This window comes from Tardiphaga sp. 866_E4_N1_4 (assembly GCF_052076075.1).
GTDB lineage: Bacteria > Pseudomonadota > Alphaproteobacteria > Rhizobiales > Xanthobacteraceae > Tardiphaga > Tardiphaga robiniae.
The window spans coordinates 652,767-670,582 of sequence record NZ_CP197242.1 but is presented as its reverse complement, the minus strand read 5'-3'; the positions used below and the strand labels follow the sequence as shown (position 1 = coordinate 670,582).

Below are 17,816 nucleotides of genomic sequence, written 5' to 3'. Positions count from 1 at the left end.
GGTGTTGCGGCTCGCGCTGATGCGATGGTCAATGTGTTGAGTGGAAGCTCAGCCGTGAGAGTCCGACGACTCCCGCCCCTGTGATTTCAATGGTACGAGGATGCGCAGCGCGGCGGCTTCGGTCAATAAAATGGTATTTTGAATGTCGCGCAGGATGGAGAGATTATCTCCAATATCCAGGGCCGTTGAGGAGCAAGCTATTTCGCAGCGAAGAAGCATTCTCTGCTTACTGGCTAATACAGAACAGACCTTCTCGATATCGCCCCGAGCGCCCTCTCTCACAGCCGTCATTGCGAGCGCAGCGAAGCAATCCAGTCTTCCTTCGCTTGTAGCTCCTGGATTGCCGCGTCGCTTCGCTCCTCGCAATGACGACTGAGGGGGCAGCGTGCCTTCAATATACGTCGAGCTGAAATCGTCCCTTCTTCTTCAGCTCACTGACGAACATCACCGCCTCGTCGGTCGAACGCGCGCCATGCTGGGCGGCGATATCGACCAGAGCCCGCTCCACATCCTTGGCCATGCGCTTGGCATCGCCGCAGACATAGACATGGGCGCCTTCGGCGAGCCACGTCCAGACGTCGCGGCCGACCTCGCGCATGCGATCCTGCACGTAGAACTTCTCGCCGGCGTCGCGCGACCAGGCCAGCGACAACCGTGTGAGGAAGCCTTCGGTCTTCATGCCATTGAGTTCGTCGGCATAGAAGAAATCCGAGGCGCTGCGCTGGTGACCGAAGAACAGCCAGTTCTTGCCTGGCGCCTTGGTGGCCTTGCGATCGTGCAGGAACGCCCTGAACGGCGCGATTCCGGTGCCCGGCCCCACCATGATGATCGGCGTCTCCGGATTTTCCGGCAGCGCGAAACCGTGCGCCTTCTGGACATAGACCTTGAGCTCGTCGCCGGGCTGGATGCGATCGGCGAGGAAGCTCGAGGCCAGACCATGGCGCTTCCGCTTGCCGACCATGTAACGAACGATATCGACGGTGAGAGACAGTTTGCCGGGCGTGGCGTTGTGCGATGACGAGATCGAGTAGAGCCGCGGCTGCAGTGGCTCCAGCGCCTCGATGAAAGCTTCCGGATGCGGACGCACGCCAGAGAATTTCTGCAGCGCAGCCATCACGTCGAGCGTTGCCGCATCGCCATCGGGGTCTTCCCCCTGCGCCAATGCGCGTGCCTTGGCGCGCTGTGCCCCGCCGGTGAGATAGGACATCAGCTCGAACAGGCTGTCCGGTGCCGGGGCCAGCGAGACGTCGTATTGCAGCACTTCACGCAGCGTCTTGCCACGCACTTCCGTCATATGCGACGCGCCGAGCAGAGCGATGATCTGGTCGACGTGACCGAGATCGTTCGACGCAAAGATACCGAAACTGTCGCCGACGACGTAATCGAGGCCGAAGCCCGACAGATCGAAATCGATATGCCAGGTCTCCTTTTCGGAGCCTTTGCCATTGAGCAGGCGGCGACCGAGAAACACCGCGGGTGCGGGATTGTCGCGCGAGCGGCCGAGCGTCGACGGATCCGGCGCCGCGACTTCGACCGGTTCTGCAGCAGTCGTAGCTGCTGCCGTGGGCGCAGCGCCAGCCGGCACCTTGTCGAGCTCTTCATAGAGCGACTTCAGCATCCGCGCGGTCTCCTTGCCGCCGGGCACGCAGAGATTCAGCCGCGCTTCGGCCTTGGAGGCGATCGCGTCGGAATAGTCGTTGCAGTTATAGCCGCACTGGCCGCAGTCCTGCTGCGCCATCGCCGCCATCATCTTGCGACGAACCGGCTTGCCTTCGGCGAGCTTCATGCGATCGGCGATCGGCATGGTCTGATCATGCCACGGCGCACCGTCGTCCTCTTCCATGATCGCGGCGCCCTGCTCTGCAGAGAGCGGCGTCGCCGGCGCATCGGACAGCAGGCCGGCGAAGAAGCCGTTCAGCCAGGAGCGTTGTGCTTCCGAGAACGGCGCAGACGCAGGAATGATCTCGAGTTTGGGCGGCGGCGTCATCTGGTTCATGCGGACACCTGTTCATCAGCGAGCTTGCGCAACGAAGCCGCGTCGTGACGGCGCGAGAAAGTGAGGAAAGTTTCATCCGGCGACGCGCGGTGGGCGAGATAGGCTTTCAGCAGCCGCTCGACGACGATAGGCGCGTCCTCGGACTTCACGTTCTGATAGACCTCCTGCCCGACATCGGCGTGCGGGCCGAAACCGCCGCCGGTGAAGATGTGGAAGCCATCCAGCGTATCGTCGCTGTCATCGACGGGGATACGCGCGCCGATCATGCCGATGTCGCTGATGTAATGCTGCGCGCAGGAATGATGGCAGCCGGTGAGATGGATATTGATCGGCGTATCGACCTCGACGCGGGTATCACACCATTCGGCGATGTTCGTCGCCGTGCGTTTGGTATCCGCATTGCCGAACTTGCAACCGGCGCGGCCGGTGCAGGCGATCAGGCCGGCGCGGATCTCGGTGGTCTTGATGGCAAGGCCGAGGGCTTCGATGGCCGCAGTCGCCAGCGCGACATTCGCGTCTTTCACGCCGGGGATGAGCAGGTTCTGCCACACTGTCAGGCGGATATCGCCGTCGCCGAGATCGGCCGCAATCTTCGAAAGCCCCCGCATCTGATCGGTCGTCACCTTGCCCAGCGGCAACACGACGCCGATCCAGTTCAACCCATCCTGCTTCTGCTTGTGCACGCCGATATGCGCCGTGCGGTCGAAGCTTGGGCGCGGCAGCAACGCGTCCTCCGGAACGCGGGTAAACGGCGCGCCGAGCTTCTCCTCGACGATGGTCAGAAACTTCTCCATGCCCATGCCGTCGATCACGTATTTCAGCCGCGCCTTGAGACGATTGGTGCGGTCGCCGAGATCGATGAAGACGCGCACGATGGCGTCGGACACCTTGGTGGAGTCCTCCGGTCTCACGATGATGCCGGTATCGGTGGCGAAATCCTTGTGACCGGTGATGCCGCCGATGCCGAGCTTGAACCAGACACCGGGTGCGACGCCGAAGCCATCCTTCACTTCGACGGCCTGAAAGGCGATGTCGTTGGTGTCCTCCAGCACGGCGATCTTGCCGGCGCCGTCGAAGGCAACGTTGAATTTGCGCGGCAGGCCGGTCAGCGTGCGGTCATTGAGGATGTGATAGTGCCACTCGCGCGCATAGGGCCGCGTGTCCAGCAGTTCCTGCGGGTCGATGCCGGCGGTCGGCGTGCCCGTGACGTTGCGGATGTTGTCGGCCCCGGAGCCGCGTGAGCACAGACCGAGATCCTGGATACCCTCGATCAGCTTCACCGCATGTTTCGGCGGAATCTCGCGCACCTGCAGATTGGCGCGCGTGGTCACATGGGAAAACGGACCGCAGAGCTCGTCACTGAGATCGGCAAGACCCGCAAGCTGCCAGTGCTTCATGATGCCGTTCGGGATCCGAAGCCGGCACATATAGGAGTCTTGCGTTGGCCCGACATAGAAGATGCCGTAATAGCGCCAGCGAAAATTGTCGGCCGGCGATGGCCGCGCATCGGTCGCGGCCTGATCGCGCAGCCGCGGATAGGCGTCGAACGGATGTTCCTCGCGCTTCCATTTCTCCTGCTCGACCAGCTTCTTGCCCGACGCGATGGTGCGATCCTGCGCCTTGATATGCGGCGCATCCGGTCCGGTCGGCTCCGCATTGGCTTTGGCTGACGCAGCGCCGCCGAGACCCTTGCCGACACGGCTGATCTGCAGCCCGGTCGAAAAGCCTTCGAGGTAGCGCTTCTGTTCGTCAGTAAAGTCGATGGAGAGCGTTTCAATTTTCATGCGGGACGAAGCTCCTGCGGGCCACAGCGTGGCTTCAACGGGGATAAGGATCGCGGACCGCACAGGCTCAGGTCAGCGCGTCGCGCCGGCTTGAAGTCTGGAAGCGATCCGATCAGCCTCGTTGCTGCGGAAATCCATCTGAACTGGCCGGCGGGCATCAGCGAACGCCGGTTGACTAGAGACATTCAAGTCTCGTGCCAGATCGTCCTCGGAGGAAAAACGTCAAGAAATCAGGGCATTGAGGTCAAGGTCAGGCGAAAACCGCCTGTTCGGTGCCAGCGTTTGTGCACCGCACGCTCAATAATTAGACGGTGGGAACGTCAATGGCAGCTGTCGTTGCGAAGGGCCCGCGCGACGAAGCCATCCAGCCTGGGCGCGTGGCCTTTCGGATTGCCGCCTCGGTAAGAGGAAAGCTGGCGAACCAGCTTTCCTTGACCTCGCCATGACGTGCAAAAGTGAGCGCGGGCCTAAGCCGTTAGACCGCCTCGAACGCCGCCAGATCGGCGGTTCCGTCGTCCAGCACTTGCGTCTGCCGCAGCATGTCCTCGATGCCATCTATCGCGCGACCCACATCGACCGTTGACGTGTCGATCCGCAGCTCGACCGTCTCCGGCGCCTGATAGTCGTTGGCGATACCGGTGAAGCCCGGCAGGTCGCCGGCGCGGGCCTTGGCGTAATGCCCCTTGGGATCGCGCTGCTCGCAGATCTCTGCCGGAGTCGCGACATAGATCTCGCGAAATGCAGTATCGACCGCGCTGCGGGCCTCGGCGCGGTCGCCGCGCGAGGGTGAGACAGCCGCGACGATGGCGATATGACCGTTGCGGGCGAGATGGCCGGCCATCTCTGCCAGCCGCCGGACATTCTCGCTGCGATCGGCGGCGGAGAAGCCGAGGTCGCGATTGAGTCCGGCGCGCAGCGTGTCGCCGTCGAGCAGGATCGGCGAACCGCCTTTGGCGAACAGACGGTGCTCCAGCGCGCGCGCCAGCGTCGACTTGCCCGATCCCGGCAATCCCGTAAACCACACCACCGCGCCTTGATGGCGATAGCGCGCCGAACGTTCCTCAGGCTGCAGTGCCGACTGCACCGGCACGATGTCCGACGACGCCGCGCGTTGGGCAGCATCGATGGACAGGACGAGACCGCCACCGGCGATCCGGCCGCCGACCTCGATCACGAGACGTCCGGTGCGCGGATTGTCGACATAGCGATCGGCGGCGACCGGTTGACAGTGCGATCTCGATTTCGCCGACGTGATTGCGGGCGATCTGTTTGGTCTCGACACTGGCCAGTTCGCCGGGATCGATCGCCTTCTCGATCGCGACTACACGGCCGCGCACTTCGCGCACGCCGAGCCGCACCAGGATCGACGATCCCGCTGTCAGCGGCTGGTCGTGCAGCCAGAAGATCCGCGCCCGCAGTCGTCGTGTATCCGATGGCACCGCGCCAGCATGCGCGATCACGTCGCCGCGCTCGACGAACAGTTCGCGGTCGAGCGTGATACCGACGGATCGCCCTGCGCCGTGCTCGCCTTCCAGCGGCATCGCCGACCAGCGCTCCACGCTCTTGATCTTTGCCCGCTTGCCGGCGGGCATGATCACCACGTCGTCGCCGACAGCCAGATGACCAGCCTCGATACGACCGGCCACGATGCGCCGGTCGTCGAACTTGTAGATCGCCTGTACCGGTAGCCGCAGCGGCAATTCATCAAGCGCGAGTGCCGGCTTCAGCGCATCGAGCGCCCCCACGACGGTCGGCCCGCGATACCAGCCGATACGGTCGGTATGGGTGGCGACGCCATCGCCATCGCGCGCCGAAATCGGAATCACCGCAGCAGGCGTGACGCCGAGTTCGATGAGATGCGCCGAAATTTCGTCGCTGATCGCCTGAAAGCGCTCGGCGCTGAAATCGACGCGGTCCATCTTGTTGACGACAACGGCAACCTGCTTCACGCCCAGGAGATGCAGGAGATAGGCATGGCGCCGGGTCTGATCGCGCACGCCTTCCAGCGCATCGACGATCAGCACGGCGCCATCGGCCTGCGATGCGCCGGTGATCATGTTACGCAGAAACTCGGCGTGGCCGGGCGCGTCGATCAGAATGACGTCGCGCAATTTGGTGCGGAAGCGGATCTGCGTGGTATCGATGGTGATGCCCTGGTCACGCTCGGTCTGCAGCGCATCGAGCAGAAACGACCATTCGAACGGCATGCCGCGCCGGGCGCTCACCGCTTTCAGCATCTCCAGCTTGCCATCCGGCAAGCCGCCGGTCTCATGCAGCAGGCGACCGACCAGCGTCGACTTGCCATGATCCACATGACCGACGATGACGATGCGCAGTTGCGGGCGCGTGGTGCCGTTGGGCATTCCGAGCGAGGTCGGATTGACGGGTTTGGTCATGGCATCACCTCTACAGATAGCCGGCGACGCGCAGTCGCTCGAAGGCGTCTTCGGTCTCATGATCGAGTGCGCGGCCGGCGCGCTCGGGAATCGTGGTGCCGTCGAGCTCGACCAGGATTTCGGCAATCGTGCTGGCGGTGGATGCGACGGGATTGGTGATGTCGGCATCACCCAGCGAGCGGTAGCGCTTGCCGTCTTTGGCCAGATAGAGCGGGATGATCGGGATGTTTTCCCGCGCCGTGTAGGCCCAGATGTCGGCTTCGGTCCAATGCAGGATCGGATGAATGCGCAGATGCGCACCGGGCGGCGGCGATGCGTTGAACTGGTCCCAGAATTCCGGCGGCTGGTCGCGCACGTCCCATCCGCCCTCGACGCCGCGCGGCGAGAACACACGCTCCTTGGCGCGGGTCGCCTCTTCGTCCCGCCGAATACCGGCGATCAATCCGTCGAAGCCGTGCTTCGCCAACGCAAGTTTGAGGCCTTCGGTCTTGCGCGCTGCGGAGCGCGCCGCCGGCGGCAGTGTCGGATCGACACTATCGATCGACGGGCAATATTCGACGGTGAGGTCGAGTCCCCATTCCTTCGAATAGTGATCGCGGAAGGCGTACATCTCCGGAAACTTCTTGCCGGTATCGACATGCAGCGCGGGGAACGGTACGTGACCGAAGAACGCCTTGCGCGCCAGCCAGATCATGACGTTGGAGTCCTTGCCGAGCGACCACAGCAAGGCCAGCTTCTTCAGCCGGGCGAAGCCCTCGCGCAGGATGTAGATGCTCTGCGCTTCCAGTTGATCGAGGTGGTCCATCGATAGCACGTCCGATCGGACGCGTTCGAGATTGGTCGACGTCATACGCCTTCTCCAGGTCCTCAAAACCGCCGTGAGATTCGCCGTTGCTCACGAAGCGGATACGCTCGGAGAAAGTGCATCTCTGGAACTCGATTTATGGGGTCAAAAAATCTAAACTGCGCTTCTCAAATAGAAAGAATATTTTTCTATTAATGGGCGACAAACAACTGATATATAGAATCTTATTCCAGTCAAGCTGGATGTGTTGAGGAGTTCGAGATGCTGTCGCCCGGAGCCGTCGCAAGTGCTGTCCAATACGATCAAGCGCTGCAATCCGCCTCGCCCGCCGAGGTGATTGCTGCGGCACTTGATGTCGTCGGCCGCGATAGACTCGCGCTGGTATCGTCGTTTGGCACGGAGTCTGCGGCGTTGCTGAAGGTGATGGCCGATGTCGATCCCGCCATCCCCGTGCTGTTTCTCGACACCGGCTGGATGTTCGAGGAGACACTCGCCTATCGCGACCAACTGATCCTGACGCTGGGCCTGCGCGACGTCCGAACGATCCGCCCCGCAGCGGAAGCGCTTGCCGCTCACGACAGCGATGGGGATTTATGGTCGTCCGATCCCGACACCTGCTGCCGGATCCGGAAGGTCGAGCCGCTGGCGCAGGCACTGACGCCGTTCAGCGCGTGGATCAACGGCCGCAAACGATTTCAGGGCGCATCGCGCGCCGTCATTCCCGTCGTCGAGGACGATGGTTCAAAATTGAAATTCAATCCATTCGCCAATGTCACGCCGGACGAGATCGGGCTGATCTATGCGTCGGCGAAGCTGCCGCCGCATCCGCTCATAGCCTCAGGCTTTGCGTCGGTCGGCTGCATGCCCTGCACGTCCCGCACCGCGCCTGGCGAGGACCCCCGCGCCGGCCGCTGGCGCGGCCGCGCCAAAACGGAATGCGGTATCCACACATCGGCGAACTGACGCCGCCGCTACGACTTCATATGCGCGATCTCGAACGCAGCGAGATGGGCAGCGATGTTGCTCGGATCGAATGGCGGTCCAGCGAAGGCGCCAACCGCGTCGGGCACATCAGTCAGAGCGCTCCCGGTGATACCGAGCGCGGCATCGTAGAGGTCGGGGCGGAACACACCCTGTGCGATCTTCAGCGCCTCGGGGCTGATCGCGGCCTGTCCCCAGCGCACCATCTGGGCATAGAGCCAGGCGGCCTGAACGGGATCTGGACGCCCGGCTCCTTCGCGGCCGACCAGCAGATAGCGCCCGCTCTCGCGCATGGTCCCATCCGGTGAAATCTTCAGCCGGCCATCCAGCGTCCGCAGCAGGACCTCCGGCGAGACGCCGATATATTGGGGCTTGGCGAGAATTGCCGCAGTCTCGTTGCGGTTCTCCGGCGCCTCGATGAAGGCAGCCGCGCTCACATGCGCCCGGGTGAGTGCCGCCACGGTGTCCGGGTTCTTCTCCGCCCAGTTCTGCCTCATCGCCAGCACCTTCTCGGCAGCGCGCAGCAGGATGTCGGAGACGAAATGCAGGATATGGCCGACGCCGAGATCGACCGCGACAGAATTCCAGGGCGCGCCGACACAGAACGCATCGACGTGACCGTTGGCGAGGCTGTCGACCATGTAAGGCGGCGGCAGCACCACGAGACGGACGTCCTCATCGGGATCGACGCCGCCAGCCGCCATCCAGAAACGGAGCTGGTAATTATGCGTCGAGAACGGAAACGTCATGCCGAAGGTCAGGGGATCGGCGCCGGCACGGGCACGGGCGACGACCACGCGGCGCAGCGCCTGCGCGGTGGCCATCGGATCGGTCGGGTCACCGTCGAGTTCCGACATCAGCGCCGCATGTAGCGCCGGCGAGACGGTAATGGCATTGCCGTTGATGCCGAGATTGAATGACGCCACGATCGGCACTTTCACATGCCCGAGTCCGAGGCTGGAAGCGATGGCAACGGGCGCCAGCAGATGCGCCGCTTCGAACAGGCCGATATTCAGCTTGTCGCGGACATTCGACCACGACACTTCCCGAACCAGTTCGACATTCAGCCCCTCGGCCTTCGTGAACCCCTTGTCGACCGCGACAATCAGGGCGGCGGCGTCGGCCAGCGGAATGAAGCCGATGCGAAGCGGGTGGTCGATCATTTCAGCAACTCCGCTGCGGTGATGATCGACTGCGCGATCTCACCGATTTTCTTCTTTTCACGCATCGCCGTGGATCGCAGCAATACGTAAGCCTCCTCTTCATTGAGGCCCTTGAGCTTCATCACGATGCCCTTGGCGCGGTCGATGATCTTGCGCTCCTCCAGCGCCGACTTGGTGCGCTCGAGCTCGTCCTGCAGTTTGGAGAAGGCGTTGAAACGGGAGATGCAGAGATCGAGGATCGGCTTGATCCGCTCCTTCTTCAGCCCGTCCACGATGTATGACGATACCCCCGCCTCGACCGACGCCCGCGCCGACTCGGCGTCGCTCTGATCGACGAACATGGCGACCGGCCGGCGCACCGCGCGGGACACCTGGAACATTTGTTCCAGCACGTCGCGGCTGGGATTTTCGAGATCAATGACGATAACGTCCGGATCCAACGCATAAATCCGGGCCAGCAGGTTATGCATCTCCCGGATATGCTGGACGTCCACATAGCCAGCCTCCCGCAGCCCCTCCTCCAGGATCGCGGCCCGGATCGGGCTTTCGTCGACAATGACAATTTTGGGCGACTGGTCGGCAGGCATCGGGCACTCACATGGATGCAGCATACCCATAGCACGCCCGCGCACGGCTTAAAGCCTTGTAATTATGGGCAAATGGGACTACCTGCTGCCTCTCAATCAGGCAGATCGAACATGCAACAGGCCGCCGCGCCGAAAATCTCCTTTGTGTCACTGGGATGCCCGAAGGCCCTGGTGGATTCCGAGCGCATCATCACGCGCCTGCGGGCCGAAGGTTACGAACTCGCCCGCAAGCACGACGGCGCCGACATCGTCATCGTCAACACCTGCGGCTTCCTCGACAGCGCCAAAGCGGAGTCGCTGGGCGCCATCGGCGAAGCCATGGCGCAGAACGGCAAGGTCATCGTCACCGGCTGCATGGGCGCCGAGCCCGAGCAGATCGAAGCTGCCTATCCCAACCTGCTGTCGATCACCGGCCCGCAGCAATATGAAAGCGTGCTCGACGCCGTGCATCGGGCGCTGCCGCCGGTGCACAATCCGCATATCGATCTCGTGCCGCCGCAGGGCATCAAGCTGACGCCCCGGCACTACGCCTATCTGAAAATTTCCGAAGGCTGCAACAACCGCTGCACCTTCTGCATCATTCCGAAGCTGCGCGGCGATCTCGTCTCACGCCCGGCCAACGAAGTCCTGCTCGAAGCCGAGAAGCTGGTGAAAGCCGGCGTCAAGGAATTGCTGGTCGTGTCACAGGACACCTCGGCTTACGGCGTCGACATCAAATACGCTACCAGTCCATGGAAGGACCGTGAGGTCCGCGCCAAGTTCTACGATCTCGCCAAGGAGCTCGGCGAACTCGGCGCCTGGGTGCGGCTGCAATATGTTTACCCGTATCCGCATGTCGACGAAGTCATCGGCTTGATGAATGCCAACAAGAATGTGCTGCCCTATCTCGATATCCCGTTCCAGCATGCCGCTCCGGACGTGCTCAAGGCGATGAAGCGCCCGGCGGCGCAGGACAAGACGCTGGCACGGATCAAGAAGTGGCGCGAGGAATGTCCGGACCTGACGTTGCGCTCGACCTTCATCGTCGGCTTCCCCGGCGAGACCGAAAGCGATTTCCAGTATCTGCTCGACTGGCTGGAGGAAGCGCAGATCGACCGCGTCGGCGCATTCAAATACGAGTCCGTGGCCGGCGCGACCTCCAACGCCATCGCCAATGCGGTGCCTGAAGAAATCAAGCAGCAGCGCTGGAATGCGTTGATGGAGCGTCAGCAGAAAATCTCGGCGCGCCGCTTGAAGCGTAAAGTCGGAACGCGCCAGCAGATCATCATCGACGAGGTCGGCCCGACCGTGTCGAAGGGCCGCTCGAAGGCGGACGCTCCCGATATCGACGGTTCGGTCTATATCACGGCGCGTCGCCCGCTGAAGGTCGGCGAGATCGTCACGGCGAAGATCGAACGCGCGGATGCGTATGATCTGCACGGGACGGTGGCGGGGTTTTAGCTAGAACGTCGGCGTCTGTGGAATCCCTCCCCCTTGTGGGGTCTGGCGGACGAATTCGTCCGCCATGGGTCGGCCGATAGGCCGGGGTGGGGGTGCCCCACGTGACGTCACACTATGCGGCACCACCCCACCTGTCACGATGCTCGCTGAACGCTCGCTTCGTGCCACCCTCCCCGCTGCGCGGCTTCGCCGCTTGAGGGAGGGAGAAGAAAGCAACCTCACACCTTCAAAATCACCGCGCCTGTGGTCTTGCGTGCTTCCAGGTCCACATGCGCCTTGGCCGCATCCTTCAGCGCATAAGCGTGATTGATCGGCACATGCAGCTTGCCGTCGATCACAGCCGAGAACAGCGTGTCGGCGCCCTCCAGCAATTCCGAGCGCTTGGCGACATAGTCATTCAGCTTCGGACGCGTCGCGAACAGCGAGCCGTGATTGTTGAGTTCGGCGATGGCGAATGGCGGCACAGGACCCGACGCGTTGCCGAACGACACCCACATGCCGCGTGGCTTCAGGCATGACAGCGACCCCGGATAGGTGGTCTTGCCAACGCCGTCATAGACCACGTCGCAGAGTTCGTTACGGCTGATCTGCTTCACGCGATCGACGAAGTTCTCTTCGTTGTAATAGATGACGTGATCGCAGCCATTGGCCAGCGCCAACTCGCCCTTCTCTTTCGAGCCGACGGTGCCGATCACATGCGCGCCCATGGCCTTGGCCCACTGGCAGGCGAGCAGACCGATGCCGCCCGCTGCAGCATGGATCAGCACGCGGTGATGCGGCTCAACCTTGAAAGTCTTGTGCAGCAGATACCAGACCGTGAGGCCCTTGAGCATCAGCACGGCGCCCTGCTCGTGGGTGATACGATCGGGCAGCTTCACCAGCCGGTCGGCGGCAAATACGCGCTCGGTGGCATAGCTGCCGAGGGCCGAATAATAGGCGACGCGGTCGCCGGGATGAAAGCCGGTGACGCCCGGACCGACCTCGATCACTTCGCCGGATGCTTCATTACCGGCGATGAACGGCAGCTGCGGCGCCTTGTAGAGGCCGCTGCGGAAGTATGTATCGATAAAATTGACACCAATGGCATGCTGGCGGATGCGCACCTCGCCCGCAGCCGGTGCCGGGACCTGCACGTCTTCATAAGTGAGGACTTCGGGTCCACCGATCTCGTGGACGCGGACGGCTTTGGTCATCGTTCAATCTCCCTGAATGACTTTGGTCTCAAGCGATAACCAACACCCGCGTGATGTCAACCAGTGCCCGGCTGAGCCCGCTTCCGGCGGTTGCGCTTCGCCAGCACATTGAACAGCTCGACCGCCGCCGAGAACAGGATGGCGAAATAGATGTAACCGCGGGGAATATGGAATTTGAATCCATCCGCCATCAGCGAGACGCCGATCAGCACCAGGAAGGCCAGCGCCAGCATCTTGGTGGTCGGATATTGCGCCACGAAGCGTGCCACGGGTCCGGACGATACATACATCACCGCACAGGCGATGATGACGGCGGCCACCATGATCTCGATATCCTGCGCCATGCCGATCGCCGTGATGATGGAGTCGAGCGAGAACACGAGATCAACAACGATAACCTGCAGGATCACCCAGGCAAAGGCGTTCGGTGCCGGCTTCTCGTTGCCGGGTCCCTCGCGCGCCTCGACCTCGGCATGAATCTCGTGCGTTGCCTTGGCGATCAGGAACAGACCGCCACCGATCAGGATCAGATCGCGCCAGGAGAAGGCGAGGCCTCTCACCGTGATGACGGGTTCGGTCAGGCCGATCAGCCAGACGAGGACACTCAGCAGAATAATGCGGAACACCAGCGCCAGCGCGAGACCGATCTGGCGTGCGCGGGTGGCCTGCGGCTCCGGCAACCGCGACACCAGCACCGACAGGAAAATCACATTGTCGATACCGAGTACGATTTCGAGCGCGGTCAGCGTCAAGAGCGCGGCCCAGGCTTCGGGGCTGGAAAACAGTTCGATCATGATTTGGAGAGCCTCATGAGGCGGATGACGGCGTCACCGCAGACAATGTAAAAAGCGATCGCGCAAAGCGCGACCGTAATAGGCCAAGCAACAGCGAAGTTCTGTATCAGCGTGATGACGGCCAGCACAGCCCATATCGCCATCAGCGACAGGTTCAACCGGCGCAGACGCGTCACGCGAACGGGATGCAGCACATGCACCGGCACAAAGGTCAGGACAATCAGCGCCAGCATCGCAAGGCTCGCGATGACGGGTGATGGTTGCAGCAGGAACAGATAGAACGCCGCCCCGTTCCACAGCGCCGGAAAACCGCGAAAGTGGTTGTCGTCGGTCTTCATGCGTTTGTCGGCAAAATATAATGCGCTGGTGATGACGATCCCGGCACCGAGCAGCACCGCTGTCCACGGCACCAACAGACCGGAGGCAGCGATCGCATAGGCCGGCACGAACACGTAAGTGAGGAAGTCGACCACGAAATCGAGCGCATCGCCCGACCAATCCGGCAACACGCGGCCGACGTCGAAGTGTCGGGCGATCGGGCCATCGAGCCCGTCAATGATCAGCGCCAAACCGAGCCAGCCGAACATCACAGCCCATTCGCCGCGCACGGCGCTCATCATGGCAATGAGTGCCACGCCGGCACCGAGCGCAGTAAAGATGTGAACCGAGAACGCCGCCGCGCGCGCGGATCGTGACGACGACGGGAGTTGGTCCGGACTCGAAGCGGTCATGTGCCAGGAATTGCTAGCAGGAATCCGCCCGATTTGCACAGGCACCGATGCGGCACTCGGCCGCCCGATCACGCGGGAACGATTCCGCGGCGCGTAACGGCTTGAAAATACCGGGCCAAAGGCCGATGGTCCGGCCATGACCGAGACCCCTGTTTCCACCTCCATCTATGATGTCGCCGTTGTCGGCGGCGGTCCTGCCGGCCTTGCTGCCGCCCTCGCGCTGGCCGAGACCGGCGCCCGTACCGCCCTCGTCGCCCGCCGCGCCCCCTATGGCGACAACCGCACCACCGCGCTGCTGGGCGGCTCCGTCGCGTTTCTGGAAAGCCTCGACGTCTGGCGCCGCTGCGCCGACAAGGCGGCCGCGCTGACGACCATGCGGCTGGTGGACGACACGGGCCGGCTGATCCGCGCCCCCGAAGTCAAATTCGTCTGCAGCGAGATCGGCCTCGAGACCTTCGGCTACAATATCGAGAACCGCGAATTGATGATCGCGCTCGAAGCGCGCGCCGCGGAATTGACCAATCTCATTCGCATCGATGATGAAGCCGATACGGTCTCGCCGGACGAGATGCAGGTTCAGGTCCGCACGCGGCAAGGCCAGGTCCTGGTGGCGCGGCTGGTCGTCGGCGCCGATGGCCGCCAGTCCCTGTGCCGCGAGGCCGCGGGCATTTCAGTCAAGCGACGCGCGCTTGAGCAGACCGCGCTGACCTTCAACATCGCGCATAGCCGGCCGCATAAAAACATGTCGACGGAGTTTCACACCCCCGCCGGTCCCTGCGTGTTCGTGCCCCTGCCCGGCAATCGCTCCAGCGTCGTCTGGGTCAACAAGCCCCGGGATGCCGAGCGCTTGATGGCTTTGAGCGACGAGGCGCTATCGGACGCCGTGGAGAAGCAATCGCATTCGATCCTCGGCCGCGTTCAGGTCGAGCCGGGTCGACACACGTTCCCGCTGGCAATCGAGCAGCCCACACAGCTGGCGAAGAACCGCATCGTGCTGGTCGGCGAAGCCGCCCATGTGGTGCCGCCGATCGGTGCGCAGGGTCTCAATCTTGGCCTGCGCGACGCCGGCGATATCGCTGACGTCGTTCGCGATGCCGGCATGAATGGCGCGGATATCGGGGCAGCGCCGGTGCTGGCGCGTTTCGAGCAGATACGCCGCAGCGATATTTCCTCGCGCACCTTCGCCATCGACATGGCCAACCGTTCGCTGCTCAGCGATCTCCTACCGATGCAGGTGATCCGCGCGGCCGGCATGCATGCGATGGGGTCCATAGGCCCGTTGCGCCGCCTTGCGATGCGCGAGGGCCTGTCGCCATCGTGGCGCAAGAGCTGACGTAACTTGTCTTTCGTAGGATGGGTAGAGCGTCTTCGCGAAACCCATCATTCACACGTGCGATAGGTGATGGGTTTCGCTGCGGCGCTTCGCGCCTCCGCTCTACCCATCCTACAAGCGGGTATCCTACGGAAACGCGATCTGGCCGGTCTTCAGGAAATACATCACCGACGTCAGCGTCAGCACCGACACGAAGGTGCCGAGCAGCACCGCGACCGATGCAGGCTCGATCCAGCTGTCATATTGCCGCGCGATCACGAACACGTTCAGCGCAGGCGGCAATGACGCGAGCAGCACGGCCGTCGCGGCCCATACCGGCGGGAACGGTCCGAGCAACAACATCAAGCCGAACACGATTAGCGGATGAATGAGCAGCTTGATGAAGATCAGGCCAGGCACCTCCCACGGCACGCGCCCCAGCGGCCGCAAGGCAACCGTCACACCGAGCGCGAATAGCGCAACGGGCGCAGCAGAATTCTGCAGGAACAGCAGCATGCCGTCGATGGCGACCGGCATCTGGATGTGAAACGCCGCGACAAAGGCGCCGAGATAGGCTGCGACGATCAGCGGATGCAGCACGATGTGTTTGATGACGATGCCGATGGTCGGCAGCAGCGGACGCTTGTCGCCTGAGGTCAGCGCCATCATCAGCGGCGCGATCGAGAACAGGAAGATGCTGTCGAAACAGAATACCAGTGCAGTCGGAACTGCCGCCTTGGGGCCGAGCACCGCCAGCGCCAGCCCCGGTCCCATATAGCCGATATTGCCATAGCCGCCGGCGAGCCCCGCCATCCCGGCCTCGCGCATGGTCAGCCGGCCCAAGAATTTACCGGTGCCGACCGACAGAAAGAACGCCGTTGCAGTCGCCAGCGTGGTCCCGATCACGAAGGGCAGATTGTTGAGTTCCTCGAACGGCGTCTTGGCCATGATCCGGAAGAACAGTGCCGGCAGCGACACATAAAGGAGGAAGAAGTTCATCCAGGCGAGGCCCGTTTCGGGCAGGTTCTTCACCTTGCCGCAGGCGAAGCCGATGAAGATCAGCCCGAAATACGGCAGTGCAAGATTGAGGACGTCCATCATGTCAGGCGTGTTTTTCTTGGTTCTTGGCCCGGCGGGCAGGATAGCGGGGAGCGGCTTCCGGCTGTCTTAATTCCGTCGTTTGCCTCTAGCATCGGCCACAATCCTGGTCTATTCGACCAGAATGATTAAAGCGCGGACCGCCAAATTCCAGATTGGACAGATCGTCCGCCACCGGATCTTTTCGTTCCGGGGGGTGGTGTTCGACATTGATCCGGAATTCAACAACACCGAAGAATGGTGGCTGTCGATCCCCGAAGACGTTCGTCCGAACAAGGACCAGCCATTTTACCATCTGCTGGCCGAGAATTCTGAGTCGGAATACGTCGCTTATGTCTCCGAGCAGAACCTGCTTCCCGATGAATCCGGCGAGCCGATCCGGCACTCCCAGGTCGCCGAGATCTTCATCAAGGACAAGTCCGGCAGTTATCGGCCGCGCAATCCGTCGCTGAATTAGCCCGCTTAATGTTTCACGCCTCTCCCTCGTCCGTCATTGCGAGGAGCACTTGCGACGAAGCAATCCAGCTTTTGGCTTGCTGGATTGCTTCGCTGCGCTCGCAATGACGTGGATGGGTCAACACCTCAACCCAACAAAAAAAGGCGCTCATTTCTGAGCGCCTTTTCGTTTGTCTGTTGAACCAGCTTACTTCGCGGCCGGATTGGCCGGAGCCGCCGGTGCTGCACCAGCTGCCGGCTGCTGGGCTTCGAGCTTGGCGCGGGCTTCCGCTGCGCGCTTCTGCAGCTCTTCCTGCAGCTTCTTCTGGGTTTCTTCGAACACCTTCGGATCGGTCGGCGGGCCGTCATAGGCCTTGGCGAATTCGGCCAGCGGCAGCGGCAGCGTCAGCGGTGCGCCGTTGGAGTTGATCGCCTGCACGATCAGGTTCTGGCCCTTCTTCAGATTGGTCAGGAGCTCCGGAGTGACTTCGTAATCCGACATACAGCCGTTGGCGAAGCAGATCACATAGGGGCTCTGCGCCGGGGCATTGCTGTCCACGATCACGCGGGTGCCGTGCACGAGCTGCATGCCGAGCGGCAGCGTCACGCGCAGGATCTTCTTCGGTTCGCCTTCCGGCTCGATGATGACGGCGGCGATGACGGGCTGGCCCGACTCGATGCGGCCGTCCTTGCCGGTGAAGCAGACCTGCTTGGCATTGGCGTCCTGGCCCTTGAGGCAGAACTTGGTCCACGGCGCGTAGATCAGCTGAACCTGCTGATCCGCCGGCGGCGCGCCTGCGGCCGGCGCCTGGGCGGCGGGAGCGGCCGGGGCAGCAGCCTTCGGAGCGGCCTTCGGGGCAGCCTTGGGCGCAGCAGCCTTCGGCGCCGCGGCCGGCGGCGCAGCAGGCGCAGGAGCCTGCGCATACGCAACCGGAGCGATCATCGTGGCGGTCAAGGCCGTCGCCGCCAGAAGCGCGAAGCCCCGCCCGCGCGGCAGAACCGACGCAGCCAAGAGACGGAAATTCATTTCGGAAAACCCTTTCTGAACGGAGGCGCTCATATCCCGGAGGCGGCGCTGACAGTCACCCGTTGGCGGGTGTC

14 protein-coding genes and 1 pseudogene are annotated in these 17,816 nt (G+C 62.7%); 4 read left to right on the top strand and 11 right to left on the bottom strand.

The features are described from left to right. Positions 1-391 precede the first annotated feature (391 nt). The 4 genes and pseudogenes from AB8B20_RS03395 to cysD all read right to left on the bottom strand — a co-directional run bounded on the left by AB8B20_RS03395 (position 392) and on the right by cysD (position 7,026). Complete coding sequence (locus AB8B20_RS03395) at positions 392-1,996, bottom strand: sulfite reductase subunit alpha (protein WP_439071691.1); 1,605 nt, start codon at positions 1,994-1,996, stop codon at positions 392-394. Further along, the gene (locus tag AB8B20_RS03390) at positions 1,993-3,780 is read right to left on the bottom strand and encodes a NirA family protein (RefSeq protein WP_439071690.1); all 1,788 of its coding nucleotides are present in this window, start codon (positions 3,778-3,780) and stop codon (positions 1,993-1,995) included. Before AB8B20_RS03390 ends, AB8B20_RS03395 begins: the two co-directional genes overlap by 4 nt. A 475-nt stretch (positions 3,781-4,255) precedes the next feature. Further along, positions 4,256-6,176: pseudogene (gene cysC, locus AB8B20_RS03385) on the bottom strand (adenylyl-sulfate kinase). A 10-nt stretch (positions 6,177-6,186) separates the two neighbouring features. Then, positions 6,187-7,026: a sulfate adenylyltransferase subunit CysD gene (gene cysD, locus AB8B20_RS03380; RefSeq protein ID WP_439071689.1), complete on the bottom strand. Its 840-nt coding sequence runs from the start codon at positions 7,024-7,026 to the stop codon at positions 6,187-6,189. A gap of 216 nt (positions 7,027-7,242) precedes the next feature. Here cysD and AB8B20_RS03375 point away from each other — a divergent pair, with 216 nt between their 5' ends. Beyond that, on the top strand, positions 7,243-7,944 hold the full coding sequence (locus AB8B20_RS03375; RefSeq protein WP_089264381.1) for a phosphoadenylyl-sulfate reductase: 702 nt from the start codon (positions 7,243-7,245) through the stop codon (positions 7,942-7,944). An 8-nt stretch (positions 7,945-7,952) separates the two neighbouring features. On the opposite strand, the gene AB8B20_RS03370 is transcribed toward AB8B20_RS03375, so the two are convergent. Further along, complete coding sequence (locus AB8B20_RS03370) at positions 7,953-9,122, bottom strand: CmpA/NrtA family ABC transporter substrate-binding protein (RefSeq protein ID WP_439073019.1); 1,170 nt, start codon at positions 9,120-9,122, stop codon at positions 7,953-7,955. Next, the gene (locus tag AB8B20_RS03365) at positions 9,122-9,712 is read right to left on the bottom strand and encodes an ANTAR domain-containing response regulator (RefSeq protein ID WP_089264382.1); all 591 of its coding nucleotides are present in this window, start codon (positions 9,710-9,712) and stop codon (positions 9,122-9,124) included. Before AB8B20_RS03365 ends, AB8B20_RS03370 begins: the two co-directional genes overlap by 1 nt. Before the next feature lie 111 nt (positions 9,713-9,823). Between AB8B20_RS03365 and rimO the strand changes: the two genes are divergently transcribed. Beyond that, positions 9,824-11,152, top strand: coding sequence for a 30S ribosomal protein S12 methylthiotransferase RimO (rimO, locus tag AB8B20_RS03360; protein WP_093758613.1), 1,329 nt, complete (start codon positions 9,824-9,826; stop codon positions 11,150-11,152). Positions 11,153-11,370: 218 nt separating this feature from the next. On the opposite strand, the gene AB8B20_RS03355 is transcribed toward rimO, so the two are convergent. Genes AB8B20_RS03355 through pcsA form a run of 3 tightly spaced genes read right to left on the bottom strand, consistent with a single transcriptional unit; the run spans position 11,371 to position 13,870 of the window. Continuing rightward, positions 11,371-12,345, bottom strand: coding sequence for a quinone oxidoreductase family protein (locus AB8B20_RS03355; protein WP_068731670.1), 975 nt, complete (start codon positions 12,343-12,345; stop codon positions 11,371-11,373). A gap of 56 nt (positions 12,346-12,401) precedes the next feature. Then, on the bottom strand, positions 12,402-13,139 hold the full coding sequence (locus AB8B20_RS03350) for a TerC family protein (RefSeq protein WP_089264384.1): 738 nt from the start codon (positions 13,137-13,139) through the stop codon (positions 12,402-12,404). Next, the gene (pcsA, locus tag AB8B20_RS03345; protein ID WP_439071688.1) at positions 13,136-13,870 is read right to left on the bottom strand and encodes a phosphatidylcholine synthase; all 735 of its coding nucleotides are present in this window, start codon (positions 13,868-13,870) and stop codon (positions 13,136-13,138) included. The genes AB8B20_RS03350 and pcsA overlap by 4 nt, the downstream gene beginning before the upstream one ends. Before the next feature lie 136 nt (positions 13,871-14,006). Here pcsA and AB8B20_RS03340 point away from each other — a divergent pair, with 136 nt between their 5' ends. Beyond that, a complete protein-coding gene (locus tag AB8B20_RS03340; RefSeq protein WP_439071687.1) occupies positions 14,007-15,203 on the top strand; it encodes a UbiH/UbiF family hydroxylase in 1,197 nt (398 codons plus the stop codon). Between the two features lie 126 nt (positions 15,204-15,329). Here AB8B20_RS03340 and AB8B20_RS03335 read toward each other — a convergent pair whose 3' ends face one another. Then, the gene (locus AB8B20_RS03335; protein ID WP_089264387.1) at positions 15,330-16,283 is read right to left on the bottom strand and encodes an AEC family transporter; all 954 of its coding nucleotides are present in this window, start codon (positions 16,281-16,283) and stop codon (positions 15,330-15,332) included. 121 nt (positions 16,284-16,404) lie between these two features. Here AB8B20_RS03335 and hspQ point away from each other — a divergent pair, with 121 nt between their 5' ends. Beyond that, positions 16,405-16,737, top strand: a complete 333-nt coding sequence (hspQ, locus tag AB8B20_RS03330) for a heat shock protein HspQ (RefSeq protein WP_089264388.1) — start codon at positions 16,405-16,407, stop codon at positions 16,735-16,737. 186 nt (positions 16,738-16,923) lie between these two features. Here hspQ and AB8B20_RS03325 read toward each other — a convergent pair whose 3' ends face one another. After that, entirely contained in the window at positions 16,924-17,742 is an 819-nt protein-coding gene (locus AB8B20_RS03325) for an invasion associated locus B family protein (protein ID WP_439071686.1), read from the bottom strand. Positions 17,743-17,816 lie beyond the last annotated feature (74 nt).

Bases quoted from the DNA above. Each gene is read 5' to 3' on its own strand.
- AB8B20_RS03390 (WP_439071690.1), bottom strand. From the start codon at position 3,780: ATGAAAATTGAAACGCTCTCCATCGACTTTACTGACGAACAGAAGCGC.
- cysD (WP_439071689.1), bottom strand. From the start codon at position 7,026: ATGACGTCGACCAATCTCGAACGCGTCCGATCGGACGTGCTATCGATG.
- AB8B20_RS03365 (WP_089264382.1), bottom strand. From the start codon at position 9,712: ATGCCTGCCGACCAGTCGCCCAAAATTGTCATTGTCGACGAAAGCCCG.
- pcsA (WP_439071688.1), bottom strand. From the start codon at position 13,870: ATGACCGCTTCGAGTCCGGACCAACTCCCGTCGTCGTCACGATCCGCG.
- AB8B20_RS03325 (WP_439071686.1), bottom strand. From the start codon at position 17,742: ATGAATTTCCGTCTCTTGGCTGCGTCGGTTCTGCCGCGCGGGCGGGGC.
- AB8B20_RS03340 (WP_439071687.1), top strand. From the start codon at position 14,007: ATGACCGAGACCCCTGTTTCCACCTCCATCTATGATGTCGCCGTTGTC.
- rimO (WP_093758613.1), top strand. From the start codon at position 9,824: ATGCAACAGGCCGCCGCGCCGAAAATCTCCTTTGTGTCACTGGGATGC.
- AB8B20_RS03355 (WP_068731670.1), bottom strand. From the start codon at position 12,345: ATGACCAAAGCCGTCCGCGTCCACGAGATCGGTGGACCCGAAGTCCTC.
- AB8B20_RS03395 (WP_439071691.1), bottom strand. From the start codon at position 1,996: ATGAACCAGATGACGCCGCCGCCCAAACTCGAGATCATTCCTGCGTCT.
- AB8B20_RS03350 (WP_089264384.1), bottom strand. From the start codon at position 13,139: ATGATCGAACTGTTTTCCAGCCCCGAAGCCTGGGCCGCGCTCTTGACG.
- hspQ (WP_089264388.1), top strand. From the start codon at position 16,405: ATGATTAAAGCGCGGACCGCCAAATTCCAGATTGGACAGATCGTCCGC.
- AB8B20_RS03375 (WP_089264381.1), top strand. From the start codon at position 7,243: ATGCTGTCGCCCGGAGCCGTCGCAAGTGCTGTCCAATACGATCAAGCG.
- AB8B20_RS03335 (WP_089264387.1), bottom strand. From the start codon at position 16,283: ATGATGGACGTCCTCAATCTTGCACTGCCGTATTTCGGGCTGATCTTC.